At 60.2% G+C, this 25240-nt stretch carries 31 protein-coding genes; 17 read left to right on the top strand and 14 right to left on the bottom strand.

Annotated elements, in window-relative coordinates:
- Position 1: 1 nt before the first annotated feature.
- Genes WC026_RS05305 through WC026_RS05280 form a run of 6 tightly spaced genes read left to right on the top strand, consistent with a single transcriptional unit; the run spans position 2 to position 3765 of the window.
- Positions 2-469 carry a chemotaxis protein CheW gene (locus tag WC026_RS05305; RefSeq protein WP_372709787.1) on the top strand — a complete coding sequence of 156 codons (468 nt, stop codon included), beginning with the start codon at positions 2-4 and terminating at the stop codon, positions 467-469.
- Entirely contained in the window at positions 466-1353 is an 888-nt protein-coding gene (locus WC026_RS05300; protein WP_372709786.1) for a protein-glutamate O-methyltransferase CheR, read from the top strand. The genes WC026_RS05305 and WC026_RS05300 overlap by 4 nt, the downstream gene beginning before the upstream one ends.
- Positions 1350-2399 (top strand): chemotaxis response regulator protein-glutamate methylesterase, encoded by a 1050-nt coding sequence (locus WC026_RS05295; protein WP_372709785.1) that lies wholly within the window; start codon positions 1350-1352, stop codon positions 2397-2399. Before WC026_RS05300 ends, WC026_RS05295 begins: the two co-directional genes overlap by 4 nt.
- Positions 2400-2409: 10 nt before the next feature.
- The gene (locus tag WC026_RS05290) at positions 2410-2799 is read left to right on the top strand and encodes a response regulator (protein ID WP_372709784.1); all 390 of its coding nucleotides are present in this window, start codon (positions 2410-2412) and stop codon (positions 2797-2799) included.
- Positions 2796-3341 (top strand): chemotaxis protein CheD, encoded by a 546-nt coding sequence (locus WC026_RS05285; protein WP_372709783.1) that lies wholly within the window; start codon positions 2796-2798, stop codon positions 3339-3341. The genes WC026_RS05290 and WC026_RS05285 overlap by 4 nt, the downstream gene beginning before the upstream one ends.
- A gap of 25 nt (positions 3342-3366) precedes the next feature.
- Positions 3367-3765, top strand: coding sequence for a hypothetical protein (locus tag WC026_RS05280; protein WP_372709782.1), 399 nt, complete (start codon positions 3367-3369; stop codon positions 3763-3765).
- Between the two features lie 5 nt (positions 3766-3770).
- On the opposite strand, the gene WC026_RS05275 is transcribed toward WC026_RS05280, so the two are convergent.
- The 8 genes from WC026_RS05275 to WC026_RS05240 form a co-directional block, all read right to left on the bottom strand.
- Positions 3771-4337: a hypothetical protein gene (locus WC026_RS05275; protein WP_372709781.1), complete on the bottom strand. Its 567-nt coding sequence runs from the start codon at positions 4335-4337 to the stop codon at positions 3771-3773.
- Positions 4321-4779: a flagellar basal body-associated protein FliL gene (locus tag WC026_RS05270; protein ID WP_372709853.1), complete on the bottom strand. Its 459-nt coding sequence runs from the start codon at positions 4777-4779 to the stop codon at positions 4321-4323. The genes WC026_RS05275 and WC026_RS05270 overlap by 17 nt, the downstream gene beginning before the upstream one ends.
- Positions 4780-4784: 5 nt before the next feature.
- The gene (locus WC026_RS05265) at positions 4785-5276 is read right to left on the bottom strand and encodes a hypothetical protein (RefSeq protein WP_372709780.1); all 492 of its coding nucleotides are present in this window, start codon (positions 5274-5276) and stop codon (positions 4785-4787) included.
- Position 5277: 1 nt separating this feature from the next.
- On the bottom strand, positions 5278-5637 hold the full coding sequence (locus WC026_RS05260; protein ID WP_372709779.1) for a rod-binding protein: 360 nt from the start codon (positions 5635-5637) through the stop codon (positions 5278-5280).
- A gap of 33 nt (positions 5638-5670) precedes the next feature.
- Positions 5671-6087: a hypothetical protein gene (locus WC026_RS05255; RefSeq protein WP_372709778.1), complete on the bottom strand. Its 417-nt coding sequence runs from the start codon at positions 6085-6087 to the stop codon at positions 5671-5673.
- Positions 6080-6844 carry a flagellar biosynthetic protein FliR gene (locus WC026_RS05250; protein ID WP_372709777.1) on the bottom strand — a complete coding sequence of 255 codons (765 nt, stop codon included), beginning with the start codon at positions 6842-6844 and terminating at the stop codon, positions 6080-6082. Before WC026_RS05250 ends, WC026_RS05255 begins: the two co-directional genes overlap by 8 nt.
- Complete coding sequence (gene flhA / locus WC026_RS05245; RefSeq protein WP_372709776.1) at positions 6841-8934, bottom strand: flagellar biosynthesis protein FlhA; 2094 nt, start codon at positions 8932-8934, stop codon at positions 6841-6843. The genes WC026_RS05250 and flhA overlap by 4 nt, the downstream gene beginning before the upstream one ends.
- A 227-nt stretch (positions 8935-9161) precedes the next feature.
- Positions 9162-10493 (bottom strand): UDP-glucose/GDP-mannose dehydrogenase family protein, encoded by a 1332-nt coding sequence (locus tag WC026_RS05240; RefSeq protein WP_372709775.1) that lies wholly within the window; start codon positions 10491-10493, stop codon positions 9162-9164.
- Positions 10494-11148: 655 nt separating this feature from the next.
- Between WC026_RS05240 and WC026_RS05235 the strand changes: the two genes are divergently transcribed.
- The 5 genes from WC026_RS05235 to WC026_RS05215 all read left to right on the top strand — a co-directional run bounded on the left by WC026_RS05235 (position 11149) and on the right by WC026_RS05215 (position 15644).
- Positions 11149-11328 carry a hypothetical protein gene (locus WC026_RS05235; protein WP_372709774.1) on the top strand — a complete coding sequence of 60 codons (180 nt, stop codon included), beginning with the start codon at positions 11149-11151 and terminating at the stop codon, positions 11326-11328.
- Between the two features lie 201 nt (positions 11329-11529).
- Positions 11530-11796: a hypothetical protein gene (locus WC026_RS05230; RefSeq protein ID WP_372709773.1), complete on the top strand. Its 267-nt coding sequence runs from the start codon at positions 11530-11532 to the stop codon at positions 11794-11796.
- A gap of 152 nt (positions 11797-11948) precedes the next feature.
- Entirely contained in the window at positions 11949-13115 is a 1167-nt protein-coding gene (locus WC026_RS05225; RefSeq protein WP_372709772.1) for a ceramide glucosyltransferase, read from the top strand.
- Between the two features lie 450 nt (positions 13116-13565).
- Positions 13566-14093 (top strand): Dps family protein, encoded by a 528-nt coding sequence (locus WC026_RS05220; protein WP_372709770.1) that lies wholly within the window; start codon positions 13566-13568, stop codon positions 14091-14093.
- A 24-nt stretch (positions 14094-14117) separates the two neighbouring features.
- Positions 14118-15644: an FAD-dependent oxidoreductase gene (locus WC026_RS05215; protein WP_372709769.1), complete on the top strand. Its 1527-nt coding sequence runs from the start codon at positions 14118-14120 to the stop codon at positions 15642-15644.
- Here WC026_RS05215 and WC026_RS05210 read toward each other — a convergent pair.
- The 4 genes from WC026_RS05210 to wrbA all read right to left on the bottom strand — a co-directional run bounded on the left by WC026_RS05210 (position 15641) and on the right by wrbA (position 18582).
- Positions 15641-16279: a flavin reductase family protein gene (locus WC026_RS05210; RefSeq protein WP_372709767.1), complete on the bottom strand. Its 639-nt coding sequence runs from the start codon at positions 16277-16279 to the stop codon at positions 15641-15643. The genes WC026_RS05215 and WC026_RS05210 overlap by 4 nt on opposite strands.
- A gap of 4 nt (positions 16280-16283) precedes the next feature.
- On the bottom strand, positions 16284-16925 hold the full coding sequence (locus WC026_RS05205; protein ID WP_372709765.1) for an alpha/beta hydrolase: 642 nt from the start codon (positions 16923-16925) through the stop codon (positions 16284-16286).
- Positions 16922-17857 carry a ring-cleaving dioxygenase gene (locus tag WC026_RS05200; RefSeq protein ID WP_372709763.1) on the bottom strand — a complete coding sequence of 312 codons (936 nt, stop codon included), beginning with the start codon at positions 17855-17857 and terminating at the stop codon, positions 16922-16924. Before WC026_RS05200 ends, WC026_RS05205 begins: the two co-directional genes overlap by 4 nt.
- A 125-nt stretch (positions 17858-17982) precedes the next feature.
- Positions 17983-18582, bottom strand: a complete 600-nt coding sequence (wrbA, locus tag WC026_RS05195; protein ID WP_372709762.1) for an NAD(P)H:quinone oxidoreductase — start codon at positions 18580-18582, stop codon at positions 17983-17985.
- A 112-nt stretch (positions 18583-18694) separates the two neighbouring features.
- On the opposite strand from wrbA, the gene WC026_RS05190 reads away from it, so the two are divergent.
- Entirely contained in the window at positions 18695-19612 is a 918-nt protein-coding gene (locus tag WC026_RS05190) for a LysR family transcriptional regulator (RefSeq protein ID WP_372709760.1), read from the top strand.
- A gap of 3 nt (positions 19613-19615) precedes the next feature.
- Here the strand turns inward: WC026_RS05190 and cobF are convergent, their stop codons facing one another.
- Positions 19616-20377, bottom strand: coding sequence for a precorrin-6A synthase (deacetylating) (gene cobF / locus WC026_RS05185; protein ID WP_372709758.1), 762 nt, complete (start codon positions 20375-20377; stop codon positions 19616-19618).
- Between the two features lie 141 nt (positions 20378-20518).
- Between cobF and WC026_RS05180 the strand changes: the two genes are divergently transcribed.
- A complete protein-coding gene (locus tag WC026_RS05180) occupies positions 20519-21943 on the top strand; it encodes a DUF6513 domain-containing protein (protein WP_372709757.1) in 1425 nt (474 codons plus the stop codon).
- Between the two features lie 14 nt (positions 21944-21957).
- On the opposite strand, the gene WC026_RS05175 is transcribed toward WC026_RS05180, so the two are convergent.
- Entirely contained in the window at positions 21958-22425 is a 468-nt protein-coding gene (locus WC026_RS05175) for a MarR family winged helix-turn-helix transcriptional regulator (protein ID WP_372709756.1), read from the bottom strand.
- Positions 22426-22875: 450 nt separating this feature from the next.
- On the opposite strand from WC026_RS05175, the gene WC026_RS05170 reads away from it, so the two are divergent.
- The 4 genes from WC026_RS05170 to WC026_RS05155 all read left to right on the top strand — a co-directional run bounded on the left by WC026_RS05170 (position 22876) and on the right by WC026_RS05155 (position 25218).
- On the top strand, positions 22876-23205 hold the full coding sequence (locus WC026_RS05170) for a hypothetical protein (protein WP_372709754.1): 330 nt from the start codon (positions 22876-22878) through the stop codon (positions 23203-23205).
- Positions 23206-23464: 259 nt separating this feature from the next.
- Complete coding sequence (locus WC026_RS05165) at positions 23465-23848, top strand: hypothetical protein (RefSeq protein ID WP_372709753.1); 384 nt, start codon at positions 23465-23467, stop codon at positions 23846-23848.
- Positions 23849-23885: 37 nt separating this feature from the next.
- Entirely contained in the window at positions 23886-24731 is an 846-nt protein-coding gene (locus WC026_RS05160) for a lytic transglycosylase domain-containing protein (RefSeq protein ID WP_372709752.1), read from the top strand.
- A 259-nt stretch (positions 24732-24990) separates the two neighbouring features.
- Positions 24991-25218, top strand: coding sequence for a hypothetical protein (locus WC026_RS05155; RefSeq protein ID WP_372709751.1), 228 nt, complete (start codon positions 24991-24993; stop codon positions 25216-25218).
- Positions 25219-25240: the final 22 nt, after the last annotated feature.

Here is a 25240-nt window from a genome sequence, read left to right as displayed (position 1 = left end):
CGTGCAAGTGAACGAACCGGCAGTCAAAACTGCAAACAGTGAATTCGTCGCCTTTCGCGTCGGCGCGCAGGAGTTCTGCATCGATATCATGTGCGTGCGGGAAATTCGCGGCTGGACGCCCGCAACACCGTTGCCGCACGCGCCGGCTTACGTTCGTGGCGTGATCAATCTGCGAGGCGCCGTGCTTCCCATCGTCGATCTCGCGATGCGCTTTGGACTTGGTCTGACGGAACCGACGCCACGCAGCGTCATCATCGTCGTCCATATTCATCAGCAGATCGTCGGGCTTTTGGTCGACGCCGTCTCCGATATTCTGACATCGTCGGCGGCCTCGATGCATCCGACGCCCGACATCGCATCGGAAATGGCAAAAATGTTCGTCAAGGGCGTCTACGCCGTGGACGGACGTATGATCAGCATCGTCGCGCTCGACAGCGTTCTCCCGATTTATGCAAAGGCCGCGGCATGACGCCTGCTCTTCAGCGTGCGTCGGCGAGATCTGCGGACGTGCTCGTCACAGGCGAGTTTGCTTTTGCGACTGCGGACTTCCGCGCGATCGCAGAAATCGCCAAGGACGACGCAGGCATAGATCTGCCCGAGTCAAAAGCGACACTCGTCTACTCGCGCTTGGCGAAGCGGTTGCGTAGCCTCGGTCTTGCGACGTTCAGCGAGTACCTCGACAGGGTGCGCGCTGACGACCAGGAACGCGGCAGCATGATCGCCGCGCTGACAACGAATGTGACGCGGTTCTTTCGTGAGCCCCATCATTTCGAATACCTCCGGAAAAATATTCTGGAACCGAAAGCCGCGCACGTTCGCAAAGGCGGGCGCCTCAGGCTGTGGTCCTCCGCCTGTTCGACAGGGCAAGAGCCATATTCAATGGCGCTCACCGTTCTCTCCGTGTTTCCTGATGCGCCGCAGCTGGATATCCGAATTCTCGCGACCGATCTCAATGCGAATGTCGTTGCCCATGGGAAACGCGGCATGTACCGCAAGGAAGAGGTCGCCGAAGTTCCGCAGGCCATGCGAACAAAATGGCTCGAGTCCGTGCCGGGCGACGCCGACAGCATGCGCGTCGCAGACGCGACGCGCTCGCTCGTCGCGTTTCGCGAGCTCAATTTGATGAGCAACTGGCCGTTCAAAGGGCCATTCGATGCCATCTTCTGCCGCAACGTCGCGATCTACTTCGATCACGAGACGCAGGCGATGATCTGGAAGCGTCTCTCGAGCCTGCTTGCTTCGGGTGGCGACCTTTACATCGGACACTCCGAGCGCGTCGCCGGACCTGCGCTGAACGTCCTGACGGCCAATGGCGTTACCAGTTACCGCAAGAAAAGCGATGCACAGAGATGAAAAAAATCAAGGTCTTGGTGGTCGACGATTCTTCGACGATGCGCGGTCTGATCGCAACGGCCTTGTCGTCGGATGCCGATATCGAAGTCGTCGGTCAGGCTGAAGATCCACTGCAGGCCCGACAAGCCATCAAGGCACTGAACCCGGACGTCGTGACCCTCGATGTCGAGATGCCGAATATGAGCGGCCTCGAATTTCTCGAAAAGATCATGCGGCTCCGGCCAATGCCGGTCATCATGGTGTCGACGCTGACGAGTCGCGGTGCCGACGAAACGGTGCGCGCACTCGAGATCGGCGCCGTCGACTGCATTGAAAAGCCGAGGCCGGGCAACGAGCACAATTTTGAAGAACTACCCTTCAAGGTGAAGATCGCCGCGTTGGCGCGTGTTCGGCCCCTAACGACGGAAAAAGATCGGCAGAAACTTGCGGTCGAAGCCCGATCCGCGAACGCGCAATATGTGCCCGACGGGCGCGTGCTTGCGATCGGAGCATCCACGGGCGGCGTCGAGGCGCTCATCGAGCTTCTGTCGCATTTTCCGGAGAATTGCCCGCCGACCGTCATCGCGCAGCACATGCCGGCGTCCTTCACGAAAAGCTTTGCGAACCGCCTCAACCGGATCTGTCCTGCACGGGTGCAGGAAGCTTCGAGCGGAGCCAAGCTCACGCCGGGCCAAGTCTTCCTGGCGCCCGGTGGCGATCTGCATCTCGAGATTGCCGGCAAGGGTGACTTGCACTGCCGTCTGAAAGCGGGTGATCGCGTCAATGGGCACTGCCCGTCGGTCGACGTGCTTTTTGAATCGGTGGCACGCGCGTGTACGTCACGCGCTGTTGGGTTGATTTTGACGGGCATGGGTCGCGACGGTGCGTCCGGGCTTTTGTCCATGCGCAAAGCAGGAGCTAGAACATTCGGTCAGAATGAATCGAGCTGCATCGTCTATGGAATGCCGAAGGCGGCGTTCGACATCGGCGCGGTAGAAAAGCAGTTGCCACTCGACCGCCTCGCAGCGGCAATAGTGTCAGAAACGTCAATAATCAAGAAGCACTAGGAGGCCAATCATGCCGGCAATGCAGCAATTATCGATCATGGTCGTCGACGATACGTCCGTCAGCCGCGCGCTGCTGACCGATGGTCTCGATCAGATCGGCCTCAAGTCGTTCAGGGTCGCCAAAGACGGCGAAGAGGCGCTGAAGATGATGATGACAACTCCGTGCCATCTCGTCATTTCCGATTTCAACATGCCGAAAATCGACGGCATTCAGCTGCTGCGCGCATTGCGCCAGCATGCTCCGACGAGCAAGGTTGGTTTCATTCTTGTCACGGGCAAGGGCGACAAGGCGCTGATCGACGAGGGCAAGAAGTGGGGCCTCAATAATTTTCTCGCCAAACCCTTCACCGTCCCCGCGCTGAAAACGTGCATCGAAGCCGTTGTCGGAAAGCTGACATGACGTCCGCGATCAAAAAAGATAATCGCGTTCACATTATCCAGGGCGAATACTTCGTCACCGGCGACAGCGACGTCATGGTGACGACGATTCTCGGCTCATGCGTCGCAGCCTGCATTCGCGATCCGTTTGCTGGCGTGGGCGGCATCAACCACTTCCTCCTGCCGGGCACGAATGCCAGGACAAAAGCCGGTGAGGCGGAGCGTCTCGGCGTCCACCTGATGGAGTTGCTTGTGAACGGCCTGCTGAAAGCCGGCGCGCGCCGGGATCGGCTCGAGGCGAAAATCTTCGGCGGTGCGCGGACGGTCCGAAGCCACAACGACATCGGCAAACACAATGCCGAATTCGCCGAGCGCTTTCTTCGTGACGAGGGCATTGCTCACGTCGGCGGCAGCACCGGCGGCCTGCAAGGGCGAAGGATTCAGTATTGGCCGGTCTCGGGACGCGCGCGGCAGAATTTGCTCGCAGGCACAGTGGAAATTGTGCCACCCGCGGCTGCGGCTCGGGTGGTGGCGAGCAATGCCGGCGAGCTGGAATTGTTTTGAATTTTGTGATGGGCGCAGGACAGACATGAGCGGCGATAAAAACAATATGAATGGCGAAGCACGCACGCTTGTGCCGGTTCCCGAGGTCCTTATGACCATGAGCGACGAAATCCGGCTGCTGTCGGATGGCGTCAACGACCTGCAGGAACTGATCGGAAACCTCGTCGTTGCCGGAGCCTTCGGCGGTTCGCATTCGCTGTACGAATTGCAGTCGCTGGACCGTATCTCTCAAAACCTTGAAGCGATTTCCGACTATCTTGGAGGGGTCTCGAAAATATCGTCGTCGGATTGGAAAATCGATGTTGCGGAGGCATCCCGCTGCGTGAAAATCGCAGAAATCAGCGACCGCTTGAACGGCATCACGCGGGAGCATGCGTTGCAAAGCGGCGCCGGAGATTTCGACGACTTTGAGTTGACGGCCTAGACCGGTTACGCTCCGACGAATTCACGCGCCGCATCGATCGATATGAAGCGCCGACGTCCAATCAGCGTATCGATCTCGATCGATCCGTCGTCGAATTCCACGTATTCGCGACCCGCAAGTTTTCCGCCGATAAAGGGCTTTCTTGGCGCAGGCGGTGGCAGGGGAACCGGCTGCTCCGGCATGGTCTCGGGCCTGCCGAAATACGGCTGTTGATCCGCGCCGCCGCCGGAAGCAATTCGGACAAAAAGTCCTTTACCCTCGATCATCGGCAGGACCTTCATTGCGATGGCCGCGATGATGATGCTCTGCGCCACGGTCAGAGCCATCAAGCGGTGAATCCAAACCGCTGGTGTATCAGACAGCAGCGCCGAATATCCGGCAATGAAAACGATCGCTGATATGATGCCGAGCACCGCAAGAACCGCGATCGGGATCATGCGTTTTGGAATTTTCGTCCGGGACGTCCGCAGATCGGCAAGCGCCGCGTCGACTTTGCGAAGCTTCAGCGCGCTGGCGAGTTCCGATTGACGCAATACGTCTTCGAAGGCAAAGCGATCATTGAGCGCGTTCATGGTTTCTCAACATGTCCTGCTTGGAAAGATACGTCCAGCTATCGATCATCACATCCTTGACGACGTTGCGGCCAAGCCGCTCATTCGTTCCCGAGGCGATGTTTTCGCATAGCTCCTTGAGGGCATTCTTGCGCCCCGCCTTGATGTCCTTCGGCGTCGTTTCGTAGATCAGCCGAAAGGCTTCGTCCGCCACGAAGGCTTCCGGCTGCACCGAGCTTTCTTTGAGCAGCTCCGCGTCGGCGGCGAATTGCAGGCGTGTCACGACGTACCCAAGAACCTGCCCATCCGAAAGAATGGGAACGCTGACCATGGGTGTCTTCAGCATCTGCAATTTATGGTTTTCGTCCTTGCTCGGCTCCGCGTTCATCGACGATTTCCACGTGACCGCGCCAAAGACGCCGCCGACGGTTGAAAGACACGCGACGAGGGCGAGCAGGATCATCCGGATCACGGCGCGTTCCTGTAAGGCCCGATGTTGCGTGTATACGTGCCGTCGGATTCAGCGTTCTGGATGGCTTCCGACAGCATGGCCGCGATCTCTTTCACCGCATCGAGATGCAGCCGGATCTTGCGAAGGTTTACAGCGAGCTTTTCGCGAAAGGTCGCAAGTCGTAGCTGCAGGTCGGCATTGACATCGGTCTTCTGCAGGCGTCGAAGGGCCTGATTGAGATCGAGAAGGCCCTGGCTTTTGCGATCATTCGACGTCTTGAAATCGAACTTCAGAGATTTGCTCAACGCCTCCGTCTCTTCGTCGAGATAGCCCTCGATGCGAGAGATCACCGAAATGACGATCGCGCGCGCGGCATCCGAATCCTGCCCGCCCGCGCGGGTCGGCAACGGTCGGCGTCCGTTCGCGGACGCGAGCCCTGCCAACGGTGCGCCGGATCGCCCCGTCGAAAAAGGCGTTTTGATTTTTTCGCCGAGTGCGCCGGTGCTCATTCTACTTATCCTTAAGTCGACCGATTTCGGATTTGAGGATCATGTTCGCAATGCCGAGCGTGCCGGTCTTGGACAGCGCCGTCGCGAGCGTGTCCGTCATCATCGAGCGCCACATGGTGCCCGACGTTCCTTCACCGAACAGAGCTTCGGAATCTTTGGGCATGGACGTATCGATCATCTGACGCAGGTAGACGGCCTCGAACTGCTGCGCGACGTCCTTGGCTTTTTTCGTCGCGGCGGCGTCGCCATGCGAGGCGGGCGATGCCGCGTCGGCAACGGTGGCAGCTTGCGTCGGCCGGACGGTTTGTCCGGCCGTCCAGGTGGCGACGTCAGCGGCCGAGGTGGGAAGTATGGCGGACATCGAAAAATATCACTTCGAACATGGAAGACCGCCTCAGATTGAACGCGGAGACTTACCCCGGCCTTGCGCGGCAACAGCCGCCTGAAATTCAAGCAAGGCCTCGAGCTCCACCTGCTCGCGTTTGCGCGCTTCTTCGCCTTTTGCGTCGGCTAGCAGACGGCCCGCGCTCCGGCCGCGCGCCGCTGCTTCGGCATAGCGTTTCAGCGCAATTTCGTGTTCGCGCGACAACTGGTGGATGCGCCGTTCCAGGCGGCCGACACGGTTTGAGAGTAGCGCGGTGAAAAGACCGTTGATGGTCGAAGGGCTTTCGAGACTGCGCAGAATATCGTCCTGGGCCGCGCGAAGTGTCGCGATCTCTTGTGTCAAATCGCTCACGCGCACGCGCTCCACGGTTTCGAGGTCGTGAAACACCTCGGCGAGGCGGCGCAGTTTCTTGGTGGTGCTAGCCATGTTGCCCCAGCGTTGCGATGGCCTGCATCACGAGCGAAGAAAAAAGGCTGAGGATCCCGGCATCGATTTGCAGCAGGATGAACAGCCCTCCGAGCACCACAAAGGGCGCCGATACGAAGTAGGAGGGAATTTGCGGGATCATCTTGTTGAGGAACCCGAACGCGAGGTTCACCATCACCGAATAGACGACCAGCGCCGCGCTCAGCTGTAACGTCAGCTTGAACGCCGAGCCGAACGTCGAGACGATCATCGAGAGATTAGGAGGCGCGGCGAATTCAGAGCCGATCTTGAGGGCCTCGTAAGAGTTCTGCAGCATCCGGATGATGGCGATATGCAGATCGGCCACGAAAAACAGCACGACGGCCGGCAGCGTCACGAACGCTGAATAGGGCGTCGAGGGATCGTTTCCTTCGATCGCGTGCGAGAATGCTGATCCATAGCCTGCGAGGTTCGCCATGGCGATGGCCGCAAATTCAAGAGCAAGGTAGAAAATACGGACGATGAAGCCGAGGAATAATCCGGCCAGGCTCTCGGTGACGATGATCGAGAGCAGGCCGTCGGCAGGACCTGCCGTCACCGGCCGCACGTCGTCGTAAACGATCGGCATGATGGCAAGCGAAATGGCGATCGCGACGAAGAGGCGGAGTTGAACCGGGATACGCTCGCTTGAAAATCCCGGCAACACCATGAAGCACGCGCCGACACGGCAAAATATGATAAGGGGCACCAGAAGCGTCTGCTGCGTCAGCTCGCTCATGAAACCGAGCCGAGCGACTGAATTTGCACGCCACGGCTGATCTCGAGGTGCGAGAGAACCGGCAGCGTGCCGTATAGCCGTTCAGTCACGGTGTGGACGTAGGGCCGCGTCTCGGCGGCCGTTACGAGAACGAACTGATGACCCGCATCCATGAGCGGTTGAATGGTGCGGGCAAGATCGGCGCCGAACTGCTCGATAAGACGCGGATCGATGTCGAACTCGATGATCTCGCCCTTGGCGTCGCGGCGAAGGGCCTGATGGAACGCGACTTCCCATTTATTACCGAGGCGGACGATCTTCAGATAGTTGTTGTCGCTGAGATCGCCGCAGATTTGCGATGCAAGCCGCATCCGGACATGCTCGGTGATTTGCTCGGCCTTGCGCGAGAACGGCGCGATTTCGGCAACCGCTTCCAGGATGAGATGCAGATTGCGGATCGAAATTCGCTCTGCGAGCAGCATCTTCAGCACGCCTTGCAGCCCCGAGTAAGAAATCTGCGACGGACAGATTTCTTCCAGCAGCTTGCGGTATTCGGGATCGAGCCGATCGAGAAGCGAGCGCAGGTCGCGATAGGACAGGAGCTGCGCGAGACTATTGCGGATGACCTCCGCGACGTGCGTTAGAAGCACGGATGTGTTTTCGACCGGCACGAAGCCGTCGCGTTTCAGCGCGTTCGTGAAAATATCGGGCACCCAGATCGCCTTCATGCCGAAGGCCGGTTCCCGCGTTTCATCGCCTGGTGTATCGGGCTTTGGACCGTCGCCGACCACGACGAGCACGTCGCCGAGGCGAAGTTCGGCGCTGGCGACGACCGTGCCGTGCACCTTGATCTGATAGCTTTTCGAAGGGACTGAAAGGTCTTCCGCCAGTTTGATTTCCGGAACGACGAAACCGTACTGTTTGGCGAACTTGCGCCGCATCTTCGCGACACGCTGCGGCAGATCGCTGCTCGGACGCATCAGCACGGTCGAAATTTGTTTGCCGAAGCAGATCTCAATTTCGGTCGTCTTGAGCTGATCGCGAATGGATTGTCGCGATTGCTCTTCCGGTGAGAGCGATTGGCTGGCGGTTTTCGCGTTCGCGTCGGCTTGTGCGCCCGCCTCGTTCTTACGCGTCAGCCCGATGCTGATGAAGCCCAGGACGCCCCCGATGGCAGCGAACGGCAGCAAGGGTAATCCAGGAGCCATCGCGAGAAGGGCCATGACGCCGCCCGCAAGCATCAGCGCTCGCGGATAGTTGCCGAACTGGCTGACGATGATGCCTTCGGTCGAACCTTGCGTACCGCCTTTCGAAACGAGCAGGCCCGCCGCAAGCGACACGATCAGCGCCGGCATCTGTGTAACAAGGCCGTCGCCCACCGACAGCTTGACGAAGGTGTCGAGCGCGCGCTCGAATGGGAGGTCATGGCGCGTCACGCCGATAATCACGCCGCCGAAGATGTTGACGGCCGTAATGATGAGGCCCGCGATGGCGTCGCCGCGCACGAACTTCGAGGCGCCGTCCATGGCGCCGAAGAATTGGCTTTCTTCTTCCAGTTCCCTGCGCCTGCGGATCGCTTCTTTTTCGTCGATGGCACCCGACGAGAGGTCGGCGTCGACGGCCATCTGTTTGCCGGGCAGCGAGTCGAGCGTAAACCGCGCGCCAACTTCCGCGATACGCGTCGCGCCTTTGGTGATGACGACGAAGTTGACGGTGACGAGAATGATGAAGACGATGATGCCGATGACGAAATCACCGCCCATCACGAACTGCGCGAAGCCCGCGATGACGTGTCCCGCAGCGTTCGGCCCTTCCGCGCCTTGAGAAAGAATAAGACGTGTCGTGGCGACGTTGAGTGCCAGCCGCAGCAGCGTCGCGATCAAGAGAATGGTCGGGAACGCCGAGAATTCCAGCGGGCGGCGTATCCACAACCCGACCATCAGGATGAGGATCGAGAGCGCAATCGACAACGCCAGGCCCAAATCGAGAAGGAAGGACGGCAGCGGCAGGAAGAGGATCATCAGAATGGCGATGACGCCGATCGCCAGGCCAGCGTCACGCTGGCCTAATACGACTCCGATACCGCCGTCTGCGGTCTTTGTAGCTGCCATAAAGCGAGGGTCCCCGATACGCCGCGTCTGCGCTGCGCCGGCAAGCTTGCAATCTGAAGCTTGCGCGAGGTCGTCGCCGGGACGGGAAACCCCGCCGGAAATCAGGATGCTGCTGCCGATCCGCCTCGCCGATCAGGGCGTTGACGATGACGCGTATCGGCAACCTATCGCGAAATCGCCGAGGGCTGAGGCGCCCACCGGCAAAGTCGATCTGAATTTGGGGTTCGTCAGCCCGCCTTCTGGCCGGCCGAATATTTCCCGCGGCCGATTCCGGTGTATGTGATGCCAAGCTCCCGGACGGCTTCAGGATCGAGGACGTTGCGCAGATCGACGATGGTGCTGCCCGCCATGCGCGATTTAATCGCCTCGAGATCAAGGGCGCGATATTCGTTCCACTCAGTGACGATGACCAAGGCGTCGGCGCCGTCAGCGGCTTCATCGGCGCTTTCGCACCACGTCACGCCGGGAAGCATCGGCTCGGCCTGCCGGCGGCCCTGCGGATCGCACGCCCGAACCGTGGCGCCGCGCTCCTGCAGCATCGGAACGATCAACAGGCTCGGCGCATCGCGCATATCGTCGGTGTTCGGTTTGAACGTGACGCCGAGAATAGCGATGGTCTTGCCGCGCACCGATCCGCCTGCGGCCGCTTCGATGCGGACCGCCATGGCGAGTTTGCGCTCGTGGTTGACCCTTTCGACCTGTTCGATGATCGACACCGGAGCACGTGCTTCGCGAGCCGTGCGCACGAGCGCCGAAACGTCTTTCGGAAAGCAGGACCCGCCATAGCCCGGTCCCGGATGCAGGAATTTGTCGCCAATTCGCCGGTCCTTGCCGATCGCCGAAGCAACCTCCTGCACGTCCGCGCCGACCGCTTCGCAGACGTCCGCGATTTCATTGATGAAACTGATCTTGAGCGCGAGAAACGCATTGGCCGCATACTTCGCGAGTTCGGCCGATTCCCGTTCGACGAACATGACGGGAGAGCCGCGCAGCGCCAGCGGCTTATAAAGCCGCTCCATGACGTCGCGGGCGCGAGGGTCATCGGTGCCGACAAGCACGCGGTCGGGATGCGTGAAGTCCTGAATTGCGGAGCCTTCGCGCAGGAATTCCGGATTCGAGCAGATGGCGACATCTGCGTCGGGACGTTTCGCCTTAAGCCGCCGTTCGATTTCGCGGCTTGTGCCGACCGGGACCGTCGACTTGGTCGTTATGACCGTAAAGCCATTGAGGTATTGCGCCGCTTCCTCGACCGCGGAGAAGACATAGGAAAGATCGGCATAGCCGTCGCCGCGCCGCATCGGTGTTCCGACCGCGAGAAAAACGACGTCGGCATCTGCAACGGCTGTCTTGAGATCGTCCGTGAACACCAGCCGCCCGGCTTTAACGTTGCGCTCCATGAGCGCTTCGAGGCCCGGCTCATAAATCGGTGATTGTCCGGCTTTGAGCGCGGCCAGCCGGCTTGGGTCGTTATCGACGCAATTTACGGTCCACCCGAAATCGGAAAAACAGGCTGCCGAAACGAGCCCGACGTAGCCCGCTCCGATCATGCAAATCTTCATAAGTCCCCCTCAGGGTGCGTTAAAAGCCTTATTGCAACAATGACTTAGCACGAAGAAAGCGCTCGCAGCCCAGTCGGTCGCATTGGGAGCGCGATTTCATTCAGAACGGCCCTGAAAAGCAATCCTCTTCTTCTTCTTTTACTTTACGCGGCCGCCCTGCTTTCTTGCGTTTGCCGGCGCGTTGCGTCGGCCGCGGTGATTTCGGAAGCGACTTGCGCCGCGTCATCAAACGCTAAGCCTCACGCACGCCGTGGGCTCCGCAGATGGAGACCGCTATGAAAGACCTGATCACGAATCCTCCGGCCAAGACTCTGAGCGCTCTTGTGTCGATGTCCTGTTGTCGTGGCTGCTGATCACCTTCCCGCTGTTCAACACGTTACCCAACAATTCGGATACCAGAGGATGCCGGCGCTGTCGGCAAAAGTCGAAACATGTCAAAATCCTACGTCATTGAGGTCGGAGACGACCAAGCTGGTGTTATCATTCGCGAAGATGGCGAAAGCGAATATCGCTTTCACGCGGCTCTTCGCAGCTACCATGCACTCGAAGGCCGTCGTTTCGCGAACGCGCTTTTGGCGGAGCGCGCAGCCATCGCGCACTCGGTGAGCCGCCGGCGCCGGCGTCACTCGGCCGCTGTCTTGGAGGGCGCATCGCTATGAGTGAACGCTATAGCTACTTCCAGCGGCTGCGCGGTCAGCCGAAACGGATCAAAACGCGTGTTTCCCGCGAGGTTTATGTTCTTTCGCGCCAGCAAAAGAGCGAACTTCCGAACAAGCAGGCCGTATGGGATTCGCTGCCCGCGATCGCCGCAGTCGGTCCGGCATCGGATTTCTAGCACCCGCGTTAAAGCCACACGTCCTGGACCTGGTCGCTCGCCAGCGCGAGAAAAAACTTGAACCGGCGCTTTATGAGCGCCGGTTTTTTCGTGCACGTCGGTTCGTGCGAGCCGGCGATACGTCTCGGATACGGCTCCCCCTTGACACTCCGAGCATCGATCGACGATGGAGCTAGCTCAGCGTTCCGAGCGAGGGCTCTCATGGGCGATCACTTCTGGCCTGCACTTTATCCCGGCATCATTGTCGGGCTCCTTTACGGCCTTTCACTGCGTGGTCTGCCCAATATCGTTCTCGGCGCGGTCGGTGGCCTCATTGGCTCGGCACTGGCTTATTGGGGCCTTGTCAACTTCGGGCTCAACGAAGGCCTCCCGTCGGTCGCGGGTATGGTGGCGCTCGCATTGCTTGGAGCCTATGGCGCGACGTCGATCTTCGCAGGCATCTCGAACAAGCCCCCGGCGGACGGCTGAGCCGAGGCAGATTTTGCTCGCTGCGCCCTTGTGGTTTCTTTCCAAGTTCGCCAGCCCGCGCACACTAAGGGTGTCACGTATCTGTCGCCGATCCGTCGTCGCAATTTCACCAAATCCTGAAATTCAGCGATAGGTTTTGCGACGGAGGCACGATGGCCGGATTGGCAACGGCGGCATTGATCTTTTGCGCCCTGGCGACGGCAATACATCTCATGACCATTGCTCTCGCGCTCGTGCGTGTGCTCGCCCGTAAAAGGCATCGCGAACCGAAATCGATGCCGGTCAGCATCATACGCCCTGTCTGCGGCATCGATCATTTCGATATGCTGACGCTGCGCTCGACATTCGAGCTTCGAAGCGACGCCTACGAAATCATCTTTTGCGCCGCTCGCGAAGGCGATGCCGCCGTGCCGCTGGTGCGCAAGTTGATGGCAGAGCATCCGCACATACCGGCCAGCCTGCTGATCGGAGACGACCGGCCAACAAGCAATCCGAAGCTGAACAACATCGTCAAGGGCTGGCAAGCAGCGCGTCATCCCTGGATCGTGCTCGCCGATAATAACGTGCTGATGCCGTCCGGCTATCTCGACGACATGTTCGCGGCGTTCGGTCCGGGCGTCGGACTGGTGTGCTCGCCGCCCGTCGGTAGCCATCCGATCGGCTTCCAAGCCGAACTCGAATGCGCGTTTCTCAACACGTACCAGGCGCGTTGGCAATCGGCGGCCGATGCGATCGGGTTCGGATTTGCGCAAGGTAAATCCATGCTCTGGCGGCGCGATATTCTCGATAAGGCCGGCGGCATTGAAGCGTTGGGGCACGAAATCGCCGAGGATGCCGCGGCGACGAAGATCGTGCGTGCGCGCGGGTTGAACGTGCGCCTCGTGAACCGTCCGTTCGAACAGCCGTTAGGGCCACGCAAACTTCGCGAGGTCTGGGACCGGCAGGTGCGCTGGGCGCGGCTGAGGCGGGCGACATTCCCAATTTTCTATGTGCCGGAAATCTTCACAGGAAGCTTCTTTCCCATTCTGTCAGGCGTCGCCGCTGCGGCGAGTTTCGATGTCGACCCGGCCGTCGCTCTGGCTGGACTCGCCGGTGTCTGGTTCGGAGCCGAAGCGGTGCTGGCGTCGGCGGCAGGATGGCATCTCCGTCTGCTGTCGCCCCTGTCATGGATGGCGCGAGACCTGCTGCTGCCCGTGCTTTGGCTCGAAGGCTGGTCGGGCGATACGTTCGTCTGGCGCGGAAACGACATGAGCGTCGCGAAGGGGCAGGAAATATCTCAATCGCCGCGCCACGCGCTGGCGGCCACGAGCGACAGCTGAAGCCGATCGGTCGCCTGTCCATAGCCTGCGCAATTGCAGTCCTTATTTGCCGGCCGCGAAGGCGGCGTGCTTGAGACGTGGCGCGCGCCCGATTGCATACCGTTTCAATAAAACCCCGAGCATTAACCCCCGAGCATTAACCCAATGTCCCTGTCGCAGACCCACCGCAATAGATCGGGCCGGACTGGGGAACCAACGCGTTCAATCGCGCATCCAATCTTTGACCAGCGTCAATCGAACGGATTGCAGCCGGGATGGAGAGTCATTGGCAGGCCGCGACATGATCGACCGTGCGGCGGCCGGTCGAACAAAAAAAGTTGAACGGCTTGTCGTCACGAATGGAGCGAATACTTATACTGCGCGTTGTCCATCGCGCCAACCGTGAACCAGAATTCTGCGGATAGACTCTCTCCCTCCCGTTAGCCAACCCGCATTAAAAGGAAGACGCTCATGAAGCCAGAATCCGCCAAAGCCCGGCGTAAGGCCCCTCTCGATACGCCTTCGATTTTCTCCGATAACGCGATCAAGGATATCGCCGGCGCATTGACTGTTCTTCTCGCCGATGTTTTCGCTGTTTATGTGAAGACGAAGAACTTCCACTGGCACATGTCGGGTCCGCATTTCCGTGACTATCATTTGCTCCTCGATGAGCAGAGCACGCAAATCTTCAACATGACCGACGATATTGCCGAGCGCGCTCGCAAGATCGGTGGAACCACGCTTCGCTCGACCGGACAGATCGCAAAACTGCAGCGTATTCTCGACAACGATGCCGACTACGTCACGCCCGAAGACATGTTGTCTGAGTTGAGAGACGACAATTTGCAGCTCGTGCGTTCGATGCAGGAAGTGCACGGCCTTTGCGACGAGCACAGCGATGTCGCGACCGCCAGCCTTCTTGAAAACTGGATTGATGAAACCGAGCGCCGCGTTTGGTTCCTCTTCGAAGCAACCCGGCCGGTGCCGAGCGGCGCATAACCAAAGACCTACGAAGGAGCAGACATGTCGTCGAACAAGCAGCAACTTTCCGGCCCTGATTTCGCGCGTGGTGTCCCCGCATCGGATATCCCGGAGGGTAAGATGCTGCTCGGCCACTTCGACGGCGAGGCGGTTCTGCTCGCGAAAAGTGGCGCCGAGATTTTTGCCATCGGCGCCACATGCACGCACTACAATGGCCCGCTTGCCGAAGGCCTGATGGTCGACGACACGGTTCGCTGTCCCTGGCATCACGCCTGCTTCAGTCTTCGGACAGGGGAAGCCGTGCGCGCTCCCGCGCTCAATCCCGTGCCGTGCTTTCGCATCGAAGAAAGCGGATCGACGATTTTCGTCCGCGAAAAGATCGAGAAGGCACCAATCCAACAGGTGAAGCCCGACAGTCATATCCGATCTGTTGTGATCGTCGGCGGCGGAGCGGCTGGCAACGCCGCCGCTGAAACGCTGCGTCGGCAAGAGTTCAAGGGCAGTATTACCGTCCTGAGCGCCGACGACGCGCTCCCCTACGACAGACCGAACCTCTCCAAGGATTATCTGGCTGGAAACGCGTCTGAGGATTGGATTCCGCTCCGCACGCCGGACTTCTACAAGGAGCAGAAAATCGACGTGCGGCTCAACGTCCGCGTCGCGTCGATCGATACAGTCGAACGCGAGGTCAGGCTCGCGGACGGACGTCGCGTCGCCTTCGACGCGCTGTTGTTGGCGACAGGCGCGGCTCCCACTCGCCTCGATATTCCCGGCGCCGGACTGCCGCACGTCCACTACCTTCGCACGCTGGACGATAGCCGCGCGCTGATCGCCAAGACGAAAGATGCCAAGCGCGCCGTCATCATCGGTGCGAGCTTCATCGGACTCGAAACCGCGGCGGCGCTGCGTGCGCACGATATCGAAGTGCATGTCGTCGGCCCGCAAGCGCGTCCGCTCGAACGCATTCTCGGAGCGGAGCTTGGCGACATGATCCGGTCAATCCACGAAGAGCGCGGCGTCGTTTTCCATTTCGGAACGACGGCGGTGGCGATCGACGAGGATATGGTGACCTTGAAGTCGGGTGACCGGCTTCCCGCCGACTTGGTCGTCGCGGGAATTGGCGTGCAGCCGGATGTGGGGCTCGCAAAAGCCGCGGGCTTGACGATCGATAACGGCGTCGTCGTCGATCAATATCTGCAAACGAACGTGCCGGGAATTTACGCGGCGGGCGATATCGCGCGCTGGCCAGATCCCCACAGCGGCGCGCCAATCCGCGTTGAGCACTGGGTCGTTGCCGAGCGTCAGGGACAGACGGCGGCAATCAACATGCTCGGTGGTCGCCAGCCTTTTGATGCCGCGCCATTCTTCTGGAGCCAGCACTTCGACGTTACCGTGTCTTATGTTGGGCACGCGGAGAAATGGGATAAAATCGAGATCGACGGCAATCCATCCTCTCGTGATTGCACGGTGACGTATCTGAAAAGTGGCCGAAAGCTTGCCGTCGCCACCGTCTCGCGCGATCTTGAAAGCCTGCGCGCCGAAGTCGAACTCGAGAATGCCGGAACCTAACGCGCGCGTTCAGATCGCTTCGCGTAGGGCTCGGGCCGGTCGATCTGGAAAGCGTCGCCGGTCGTCGCATACCATCCGCGCCCATGCAGCCGCCCGACCAGATTTAACGCCGGAGTATCGATGTAGTGGTTTTGCGCATCGAGGACGAATTCGTCCGAGACATGCGCCTGGACAATCTCGCCGAGAACGATGAGCTGGCTCGGTGCAACCTCTATGGGCGTGTGCAGCCGGCATTCGAACGCGACGGGGCTAACCGCAATTCGTGCAGGTCTTACCTTGGAAGACGGTGACGTTTCGAGATTGGCCAGCGCAAGCTCGTCCACATCGGACGGTGCGTCGATGGACGTCAGGTTCATGGCCTCGGCGGCAGAGCGCGGCACGAGGTTGACGACAAATTCTCGCGTATCGAGAATATTGCGCGCGCTGTCCTTCATTGAGCCGTCCGCATTGGCTTGAATTCCAATTGCGACGATCGGCGGGGTCTTGCTCATCGCGTTGAAAAAACTGAACGGCGCCGCATTGCGGACGCCGTTCTTGGAGAGCGATGTCACCCAGGCGATGGGCCGCGGCACGATCGTGCTCGTCAGGATTTTATAGCGATCGTCTGCCGCGAGCCGTTCGAAGTCGAACTCCATATCCTCACCTCTCGGACGCACCTAAGCCGCGCAGGAGTTTTTCGACGTGGTAGATCTCATCCTGCACGATGGTGTGACCCATACCGGGATAGATGATCTCGGTCACGTCGCCGCCGAGCCCTCGGAGCACCTCCGCCGACTCATGCACCCGCGCCAGCGGAATGTGAGTATCGACATCGCTGCATCCGAGAAACACGGGCGTACCGGCGAGCTGACCGGGATAAGTCCACGTCGTGCCCTCCGGTCCGATCAACGCACCGCTCAACGCGGCAACGCCGCCGAAGCGCTGCGCATTGCGCGCCGCAAACTCCAGCGCCAGGCACGCCCCTTGGGAAAACCCCAAGAGAACGACGCGCTCGGCAGCTATCCCCTGCTGCTGGAGATTATCGACGACGCGGGTGAGCGTATCCAGAGCGCTGCCGAGATGTGGCTCGTTCCGTGCCGTCGGCGCCATGAACGAGTACGGATACCAGCTACCCGAAGGCGCTTGCGGCGCGATGTAAGCGATGTCCGGCGTCGCGAACGCGTTGGCGAGGCCGAGCATGCTCTCGGCATTCGCTCCGCGTCCGTGCACCAGGACAACCGCCGCGCGGGCGGAATCGATAGGTACGCCCGCGCGGATGACATTGGACGTCAATGTCGTCATGCTGCCTGCTCCAAGGGTTGCAGACTGGCTTCGATCTCCTGCCGTCGGCTTTCCAGGAACTTAGGCAGTTGCAATGCCTGTCCCAGGGACGCCACCGGCTCATCGATCGCAAAGCCCGGTTCATCGGTTGCAATCTCGAAGATCACGCCGCCCGGCTCACGAAAGTAGATCGAGCGGAAGTAATTGCGATCGATCTGCTCCGTGACGTGGAGGCGATGACCCTCGACAAGCTTGCGGCGCATTTCAGCCTGCGCTTCGTCTGTCGCAGCGCGGAACGCCACGTGGTGGACGGAGCCTCGACCCATGTTGCCCGCGAGAAATCCTTTCGCCTCGCGGATCTCGATGACGCCGCCCGTCGTGGTTCCGGTCGCGACGAAACGCGTGACCGGACCTTCGACGCCAGCCTCACCGAAACCGAGAACGTCGCTCAGGATGGCGGCAGTCCGCTTCCCGTCTTCGAGCAGAAGCCTGATGCCGTGAAACCCGCGCACGGCATGTTCGGCGGAAACTCCGCCGCCCTGCCACGCCGCTTCGGTCTCGGCACCTGCTACGCCGACGAGAGCCAGACTCATGCCGTCCGGATCGGTGAAGCTCAGCACGGACTGCCCGAAGCGCTTTTCAATCGCGTCGTGCGGAACGCCCTTTTCAACGAGCCGATGCGCCCAGTAACCGATCGCCGTCTCGGGAACGCGAAACATTGTCTGCTGCGCAAGCCCGACACCCGCTCTCCCTTTCGGCGCGTGGCCCCAGGGAAAGAACGTGAGGATCGTCCCCGGACTTCCCGCTTCGTCGCCGAAGTAGAGATGATAGGTTCCCGGATCGTCGTAGTTCACGGTCTTCTTAACGAGCCGCAGGCCGAGCACACGCGTGTAGAAATCCAGATTGCGAGCGGCGTTGCCGGCGATGGCGGTGATGTGATGGATTCCAGACATGACGAGTCCTTTCTCCCGTGCGTGACGGGATTTCCTAGTCGATCTTCAAATGCTCCTTAGGCCCGAGTCTTCAATGCGCGATGGTGTGTGCAGACCGTCGCCAATCCGGCGACGATCAACGGTCCTCAGCCAGCGAGACGCGCCGCGATCTGTGCCACGTGGCGGCCCTGAAAATGCGCGCCTGCAAGTTCGTTCGCCGAAGGCTGCCGCGAGCCGTCACCGTCCGCGATCGTCGACGCGCCGTAAGGCGAACCGCCGGTGACTTCCTGCACGCCCATCTGCCCTTGGAAGGAATAGGGCAACCCGACGATGACCATGCCGTGATGCAAAAGCACGGTATGCGTCGAGAGGATCGTGCTCTCCTGGCCGCCATGCTGCGTCGCCGTTGACGAAAAAACGCTACCGACTTTGCCGATCAGCTTGCCGCCTGCCCACAGGCCGCCGGTTTGATCGAGGAAGTTCTTCATCTGCGCGGGCATGTTTCCAAAACGAGTCGGAACGCCGACGATGATCGCGTCGTAGCCCGGTAGCTCGTCGACTGTTGCGATCGGCGCTGGCTGGTCGAGCTTGAAATGCGACTTGCGGGCGACCTCTTCCGGCACCAGTTCGGGGACGCGTTTGACGACGACATCAGCGCCGCCTTCGCGAGCACCCGCCGCAACGCTCTGGGCCATCGTTTCGATGTGGCCATAGCTCGAATAGTAGAGGACAAGAACCTTGGTCATTTTCAGTGCCTTCCCTGCTCATGCAACTCCGTCGATGGGTGAAATATCGTTAGTTGACGAAAAATGATCAATCCATGATGTTATTGTCAGTCTGGTTCCAATTTGGATACAAATGGACAAGCTGGAAGCAATGAACGCGTTCGCCAAGGTTGTCGCGAGCGGCAGCTACGCGGAGGCGGCGCGACGGCTGAACCTGACGCGCTCGGCAGTCAGCAAGGCCGTCATGGAATTGGAGCAGGCGCTTGGGGCACGGCTTCTGGATCGCACGACGAGGCGCGTGACGCCGACTGAGGCGGGTCTCGCATATTACGAACGCTGCCTCGCCATTCTCGCGCAGGTGGACGAGACGGAAGCCCAGATTTCGCGGCTGCACGATGAGCCGAAGGGCGTCCTGAAGATCAACGCGCCGATGTCGTTCGGCACGCTCTACCTCGGTGGCGCGGTTGCCGACTTCATGATCCGCTACAGCGATCTCAAGGTCGAGTTGACTCTCACCGATAGGTTCATCGATCCGCTCGAAGAAGGCGTGGACGTGACGGTACGCATTGGCGCGATGGTCGACTCCAGCTTGATCGCGCGCCGGATTTCACCGGCGCGCATCGTGCTCGTCGCGTCGCCGGACTATCTGAAGAAACACGGCACGCCGCAAAGTCCGGTCGACCTCGCGAACCATCGCTGTCTGAGTTACGGCCACATGACGTCGATGCAGCGCTGGCATCTTGCCGAAAAAGGCAAGCCGATTTCCGTCGCGATTGGCGCGTGCCTGTCCTCGAACAACGGCGAGGTGCTGCGCGATGCGGCGCTGAAAGGGATCGGCATCGCGTTGCTGCCGACCTTCATCGCTGGAAAAGATATCGCGGAAAAACGCTTGCAAGTCGTTCTGCCCGAGAACCAGCCGGACGACCTGACGATTCATGCGCTGTACGCGCCGAACCGCTATCTCGCTACGAAAACTCGTGTCTTTATTGACTTTCTCGTGGATCGCTTCGGAAATACGCCGTCGTGGGACGTGTGTTTCGACAAACGCTAACGCTCACCGCGGCGCCCGGCGCAACAGGTATGTATCCATGATCCAGCCTTTCCGCGCCCGTTCCTCCGCGCGGACGCGCTCGATCTCATCGACACACTCCGCGAGCTTTCCAGAAACAAGCACTTCGTCGGGTGTGCCGAGATAGGCACCCCAATGGATGTCGACGTCCTGGTCGGCCAGTGCCCGGAGGCCCGAACCGTTGTCGAGCATCACGACCGCCGTATCGACGCCCTGCGGCAACCCATCGAGAAGCTTTCGCCCCGTCGTGATATGCACCGGCTCGCCGATCGCGTTTAGCGCGATCTTGTGTTGCGCCGCGAGCGCCTGCACGCTGGTGATGCCGGGGATCACCTCATAGTCGAACGCGACCTTGCCTTCGGCGACGATACTCTGAATGACTCGGATCGTGCTGTCGTAGAGCGACGGGTCGCCCCACACGAGAATGCCCCCGACTTCGCCGTCTTGCAGCTCTGTCGCGATAAGGCGGCTGAAAATCTCGGCCTTCTCGCCATGCCAGGACAGAACCCCTGATTTGTAATCAGGGGCACCAGCGTCGCGCACTGGGCTCGCGGCCTCGACGATCCGGTATGGATGGCCGGTGATGAAGCGTTCGCAGATCGTCGTCCTGAGCTTGACGAGATCGTCCTTGGCCTCGCCCTTATCGAGAACGAAAAAAACGTCGACCGCGTTGAGCGCCTTGACCGCCTGCATCGTCACGTAGTCAGGATTTCCGGCCCCGATTCCGATGATGAGCAATGTCTTCATGTCCGGAGACCTTCCCGCCTTGCGCGCTCGAAGGCGCATACTTTTTTACCTTGCCGCTTTACGCTGCGGTAGAGATTGCAACGGCGGTCAATCAGTGCCAATTCACGGTTTAACCGATCTTGAAAGGGAATTCCCCGGCCAATGGCCAAGCGCGTCGTTTTGGTAACCGGATCGTTGGCGGAGCCGCGCGTCAAGCGCATCGCCGACGATCTGAACGATAAGGACATCGAGCCGATCGTCGCCAACGTCGGCGTCAAGGTCGCAGCGCTGATGACGGCAGATATTGTTGAGCGCCGCCTGAAGCTGCCGGAAGGCATCGATAGAGTGATCATGCCCGGCCGCTTCCGGGGTGACCTGGAGCGTTTGTCGGACTTCTTTGGAACGCGGTTCGAGCGTGGCCCTGAAGAGATCGCGGACCTGCCATCCTATCTCGGCCACGCCCAGCGAGAGATCAATCTCTCGGAATACGACGTCACGATTTTCGCCGAGATCGTCGATGCGACGCTGATGACGTGCGATCAGATCGTCGAGCGCGCCCGCAAGCTGCGCGCCGACGGTGCCAATGTCATCGACCTCGGTTGCCTGCCAGACAGTCCGTTCCCGCATCTCGAGGATGCGATCGCAGCCTTGCACTCGGATGGCGCCAAGGTCAGCGTGGATTCTTTCCGCCCCGACGAGCTGTCGCGAGCCACACGAGCAGGTGCGGATTATCTGTTGAGCTTGTCGGAGAAGACGATCGCGATCGCGGATGAGGGGCCTGCCGTTCCGATCCTCGTTTCCGCAGGTGCGGCCGACATGGACTCGCTCGATCGCGCCATCGACATCATGATCGCCAAGGGCAAGCCGTTCTACGCCGATCCCATCCTCGATCCCATTCACTACGGTTTCACGGCCTCGGTCGCGCGCTACTACGACCTGCGCAAGCGTCGCCCCGATATTCCGATTCTAATGGGCATCGGCAACGTCACCGAGCTGACGGACGCCGATACGACCGGCATCAACGCCTTGCTGATGGGCATGTGCTCGGAATTGCATGTGACGGCCGTTCTTGCCGTGCAAGTCAGCCCGCATTGCCGCACGGCGATCAAGGAATTCGATCGCGCAAGGCGCGAATTCTTCGCTGCGCGCAAGGCCGACGCCTTGCCGCAAGGCTTCGGCATGGGATTGATGGCGCTTCGCGATCGCAAGGGCTTTGCATCGACCCCCGCCGAAATCGAAGCGCTCGCTGCAGCCCTGCGCGATAAGAACTACCGCATCGAAGTGGCCGAGGACGGAGTCCACATCTACAACCGTAACGGCCATCACGTTTCAGATGATCCGTTCAAGCTTTATCCGAATCTTCAGCTTGGCGACGACGTTGGGCACGCCTTCTACCTCGGCGTTGAAACCGCGCGTGCCGAAATCGCCTACCGGCTTGGAAAGCGTTACACCCAGGACGAGCCGCTACCCTTTGGCATTGTCGCCGAGGTTCCCGGCGCCGCCGAGGATGCGCATGCGATGAAGTTCAAGGAAGCGGGCTCGACGTTCGCGAAGCCGAAAGCCGACAAGGACGGCGCCGCGGAATAGCCGTCTGAAAGAGCCTATCGCCGCTCGAACGTTCGCAACAGCTTGCGCAGCGTCGGGCGTATGCTTTTCAGCTCCTCGACATGGATGGACGAGAGCTTGTCGATGGTCGCGTTGCCGGGCTTCGTCAACGAGACCTGGATCTTTCGCCCATCGGTCGGATCGGGATTACGCTCCACCAGGTCCAGGTCCGAGAGCCTGTCGACAAGTTCGACGACCGTGTGATGGCGCAGCAGCAGTCGATCGGCGATTTCCCCGACGCTGAGTGACTCTCGCCCTGGCGCGCCCTTGATGGAGAGCATCAGCTGATGCTGCTGCGGTGTCACACCCGCGCCGGTCGCAGCGGCCTCGCTGAACGCGAGAAACTTCCGGAGTTCCCAACGGAATTCCGCCAGCGCCTCATAGTTCGCCTTCGTCAGGGCTGACTTCTTGCGCCGAGCTACGCTCTTGGGCTGAGGAGACGTTTTTACGTTCTTGGTGACCAACGTAGACTCCTGTTTCGGCCGGCGAGTCGGAATGGAAGCGGCCCAATGGGCCCGACCCGGCGCTCTGGTGACTTCCTATTAGCGGATGGCCGGCGCCATTCAAGCGCCATGCAGCGCCAATTCCTGCGGCCGGTAAGGTAGGATATTCTCTAAGATATATCGTATTGCGATATATAATTCAGGCTTGGAATAGACCATTGTTTTGCATTCCGGGCCAGCCAAGTACAGCGAAAAATCCGACGCCGCAATCCGGCTTCCGCCAGCGATCACAAGAGCTGAGCCTCGTTAAAACGCGAGTTCAATTTGCCGTCGCCGATGCAATCCGAAATGATTAAGACCGCTGTTTTTATGCCCTCGAGTACTACTGCCGGTCATCCTCAGGCCGTCACGCATTCAGCAACCATTCAGGGCTGAAGGCGTTTCTGACAGCAGTTTTACAGGGAGTTCGCCATGAAAACTCTGATCTGCGTCGTAACGGCATCGGTACTCGCGGGCCTTGCGCCGGGCGTTGCATCCGCAGCTGATTTCGGCGGCTACGACGAGCAGGAAACGGTGATCGAAGAACGCGCGCCCGTCGTCGAGCGCGAGCGGATCGTGGAGCGCCGCTATTACGAGCCTGCCGACGAATATTACGAGGACGACGCTCCGGTGGTGACGTACTATCGGCGGCCCTATCGCCGCCCGTACCCGTACTACGCGGCTTATCCGTATCGCTTCGGGCCGTATTACCAGCATCGGTATTGGGGCCATCGCGGCTGGGGGCATCGCGGCCGCTGGTAAATCGGTTTTAAGAATTTAGATCGAGCCTAGCCGATGGCTTGGACGTCGGCAGGGCTCGTTTCTATTTGACCCAAATAGGATTTTAGCCGGAACCAGATCGCAAGCCGCCAGCTGGTCCGGGTCCCCACATGCACTTCCCAGAGCTCGGATTCAAAACTCTCTTAATCCTGGCGCGCGATGCCGGAAGCATTTTTGCAATAAATTTACTTCGTGCCTCAACTCTGTAGCCTGCATCTGCGGGGCGTAGAGGAGAAGGTCCATGTTGAGCGCGAGACACGGCATCGCCGCCCTGACGGCGGCGGTGGCGGTAATTGGCCTCTCCGCGACGGCGGAGGCGACGTATCGCGGATGCGGGTTCGACCGCTACGGGTATCATCCGCCGAACTTCAGAGGCTGCGCGCCAGCAGTTGAGATCATCGTCGTTCGACCGCCTGTGGTCGTGGTAAAACGCGTCCGGCGGGTAAGGGTTAAGGCCGTGCATCGCGTCGTGCGCAGGGCGCCGCGTGCGCCCGCCGTTGTTGCGGTTCTGCCGCCGCCTCCGCCGATCGACAATTATTATGCCGTCGCGCCGATCCAGCCCGGCTGCTACTTCGATAATGGCTACGATATGCGCGTGCACCGGATCTGCTACAGTGGCTGGTGATCGCCGGATCGCGGTGTTCCGATAAAGCGGAAGAGTCATGCGTCATAATTCTGGATTCTCGAAAATCGCGACATTGCGGGTAGCTGCACTACTTGCTTCGTTGTGTGCCTGTCCCGCCGCCGGCATGGCCGCTCAGTGCGGGAGCGGGCCGCAAGGATTCGACGCTTGGCTGCAAGGCTTCAAATCGCGAGCCGCCGCGCAGGGCATAAAACCCGAAACGGTTTCGCGGGCTTTATCGGGCGTCACATACGACCCGACCGTCATTCGTCTCGATCGGTCGCAGCATTCTTTCAAGCTCAGCTTTCAGCAATTCTATGCCCGCCGCGTCAACGGCGCGCTCATCAATCGCGGCAAATCTCTGATGCGGACGCATCGCGCCACGCTTGACCGGATCGAAAAGCGGTTTGGTGTCCCGGGCGCGGTGATTGTCGCGATCTGGGGACTAGAGACGCACTACGGCGCCGACGCCTCGGCGCGTTATTCGATCCTGCGGTCACTCGCGACGCTCGCCTACGATTGCCGCCGCTCCGAATTCTTCACCGGTCAGCTTCTGGATGCGATCCGCATTGTCGGACGCGGTGACTTGTCGCCAAGCCAGCTGCGCGGCGGATGGGCCGGAGAGATCGGTCAAACGCAGTTTCTTCCGACGCCCTATGTTCGCTATGCCGTCGACTTCGACGGCAACGGCCACCGCGACCTGGTGCACAGCGTTCCCGATATCCTTGCTTCGACGGCGAATTTCCTCGCGAGCCACGGTTGGCAGCGCGGCGCGTCGTGGCAGCCGGGCTCCGCGAATTACGGCGTCATAGGCCAGTGGAATAAAGCTGAAGTCTATCAGCGCACCATCGCCGCCATGGCGACGCAGCTTGCCGGCGGCGGTTGATTGAGGCGACGAAATTTCTGCCCGCACGGTCTCTCGGGCAGCGGCGCATAACGTCTCATGAGCCTCACTAAGCTCTTCGATTGATTTCGTTTTTATTTCCTCGGCAAACAAAAGCGTGGCCGCACGCATCGATCCCGGACATTTAATTTTTTCGTCCCACAACCCGCTAGGCCATACGTTGCCCATGATTTCCGTTTGATTGTGGCGCGCGGTGCCAAAGTCGGCGCGCGATTGCAGTGCTTAGGAATGGGAGACGAAAGTGGCGTGGGTGAATGGAACCTCGGATGCAGCGCTTCAGCCGCTGGTTACGCAGTTACGGGACGCACTCAAGAGCGCCGAGGTTGAACTTCAGCGTCGATGCTTTATCTCGTCCGAAATCGCACAGGCGATTGCTTCCGCCGACGCCTACCTTGGTGGGCAGGGCGCCGCGCAAGGCTCCACCGTGGCCTCCATCGAACGCACCCGCCGCCTGATCCGGCGCGTTTGAACGCCCGTGAAATCATCACAAT

Origin of the sequence: Hyphomicrobium sp., assembly GCF_041674905.1 — a bacterium.
In the GTDB taxonomy this organism is placed as follows: Bacteria; Pseudomonadota; Alphaproteobacteria; order Rhizobiales; family Hyphomicrobiaceae; genus Hyphomicrobium_B.
Note: the sequence above shows the minus strand (reverse complement) of the source record. Positions and strands in the feature narration are given on the sequence as shown.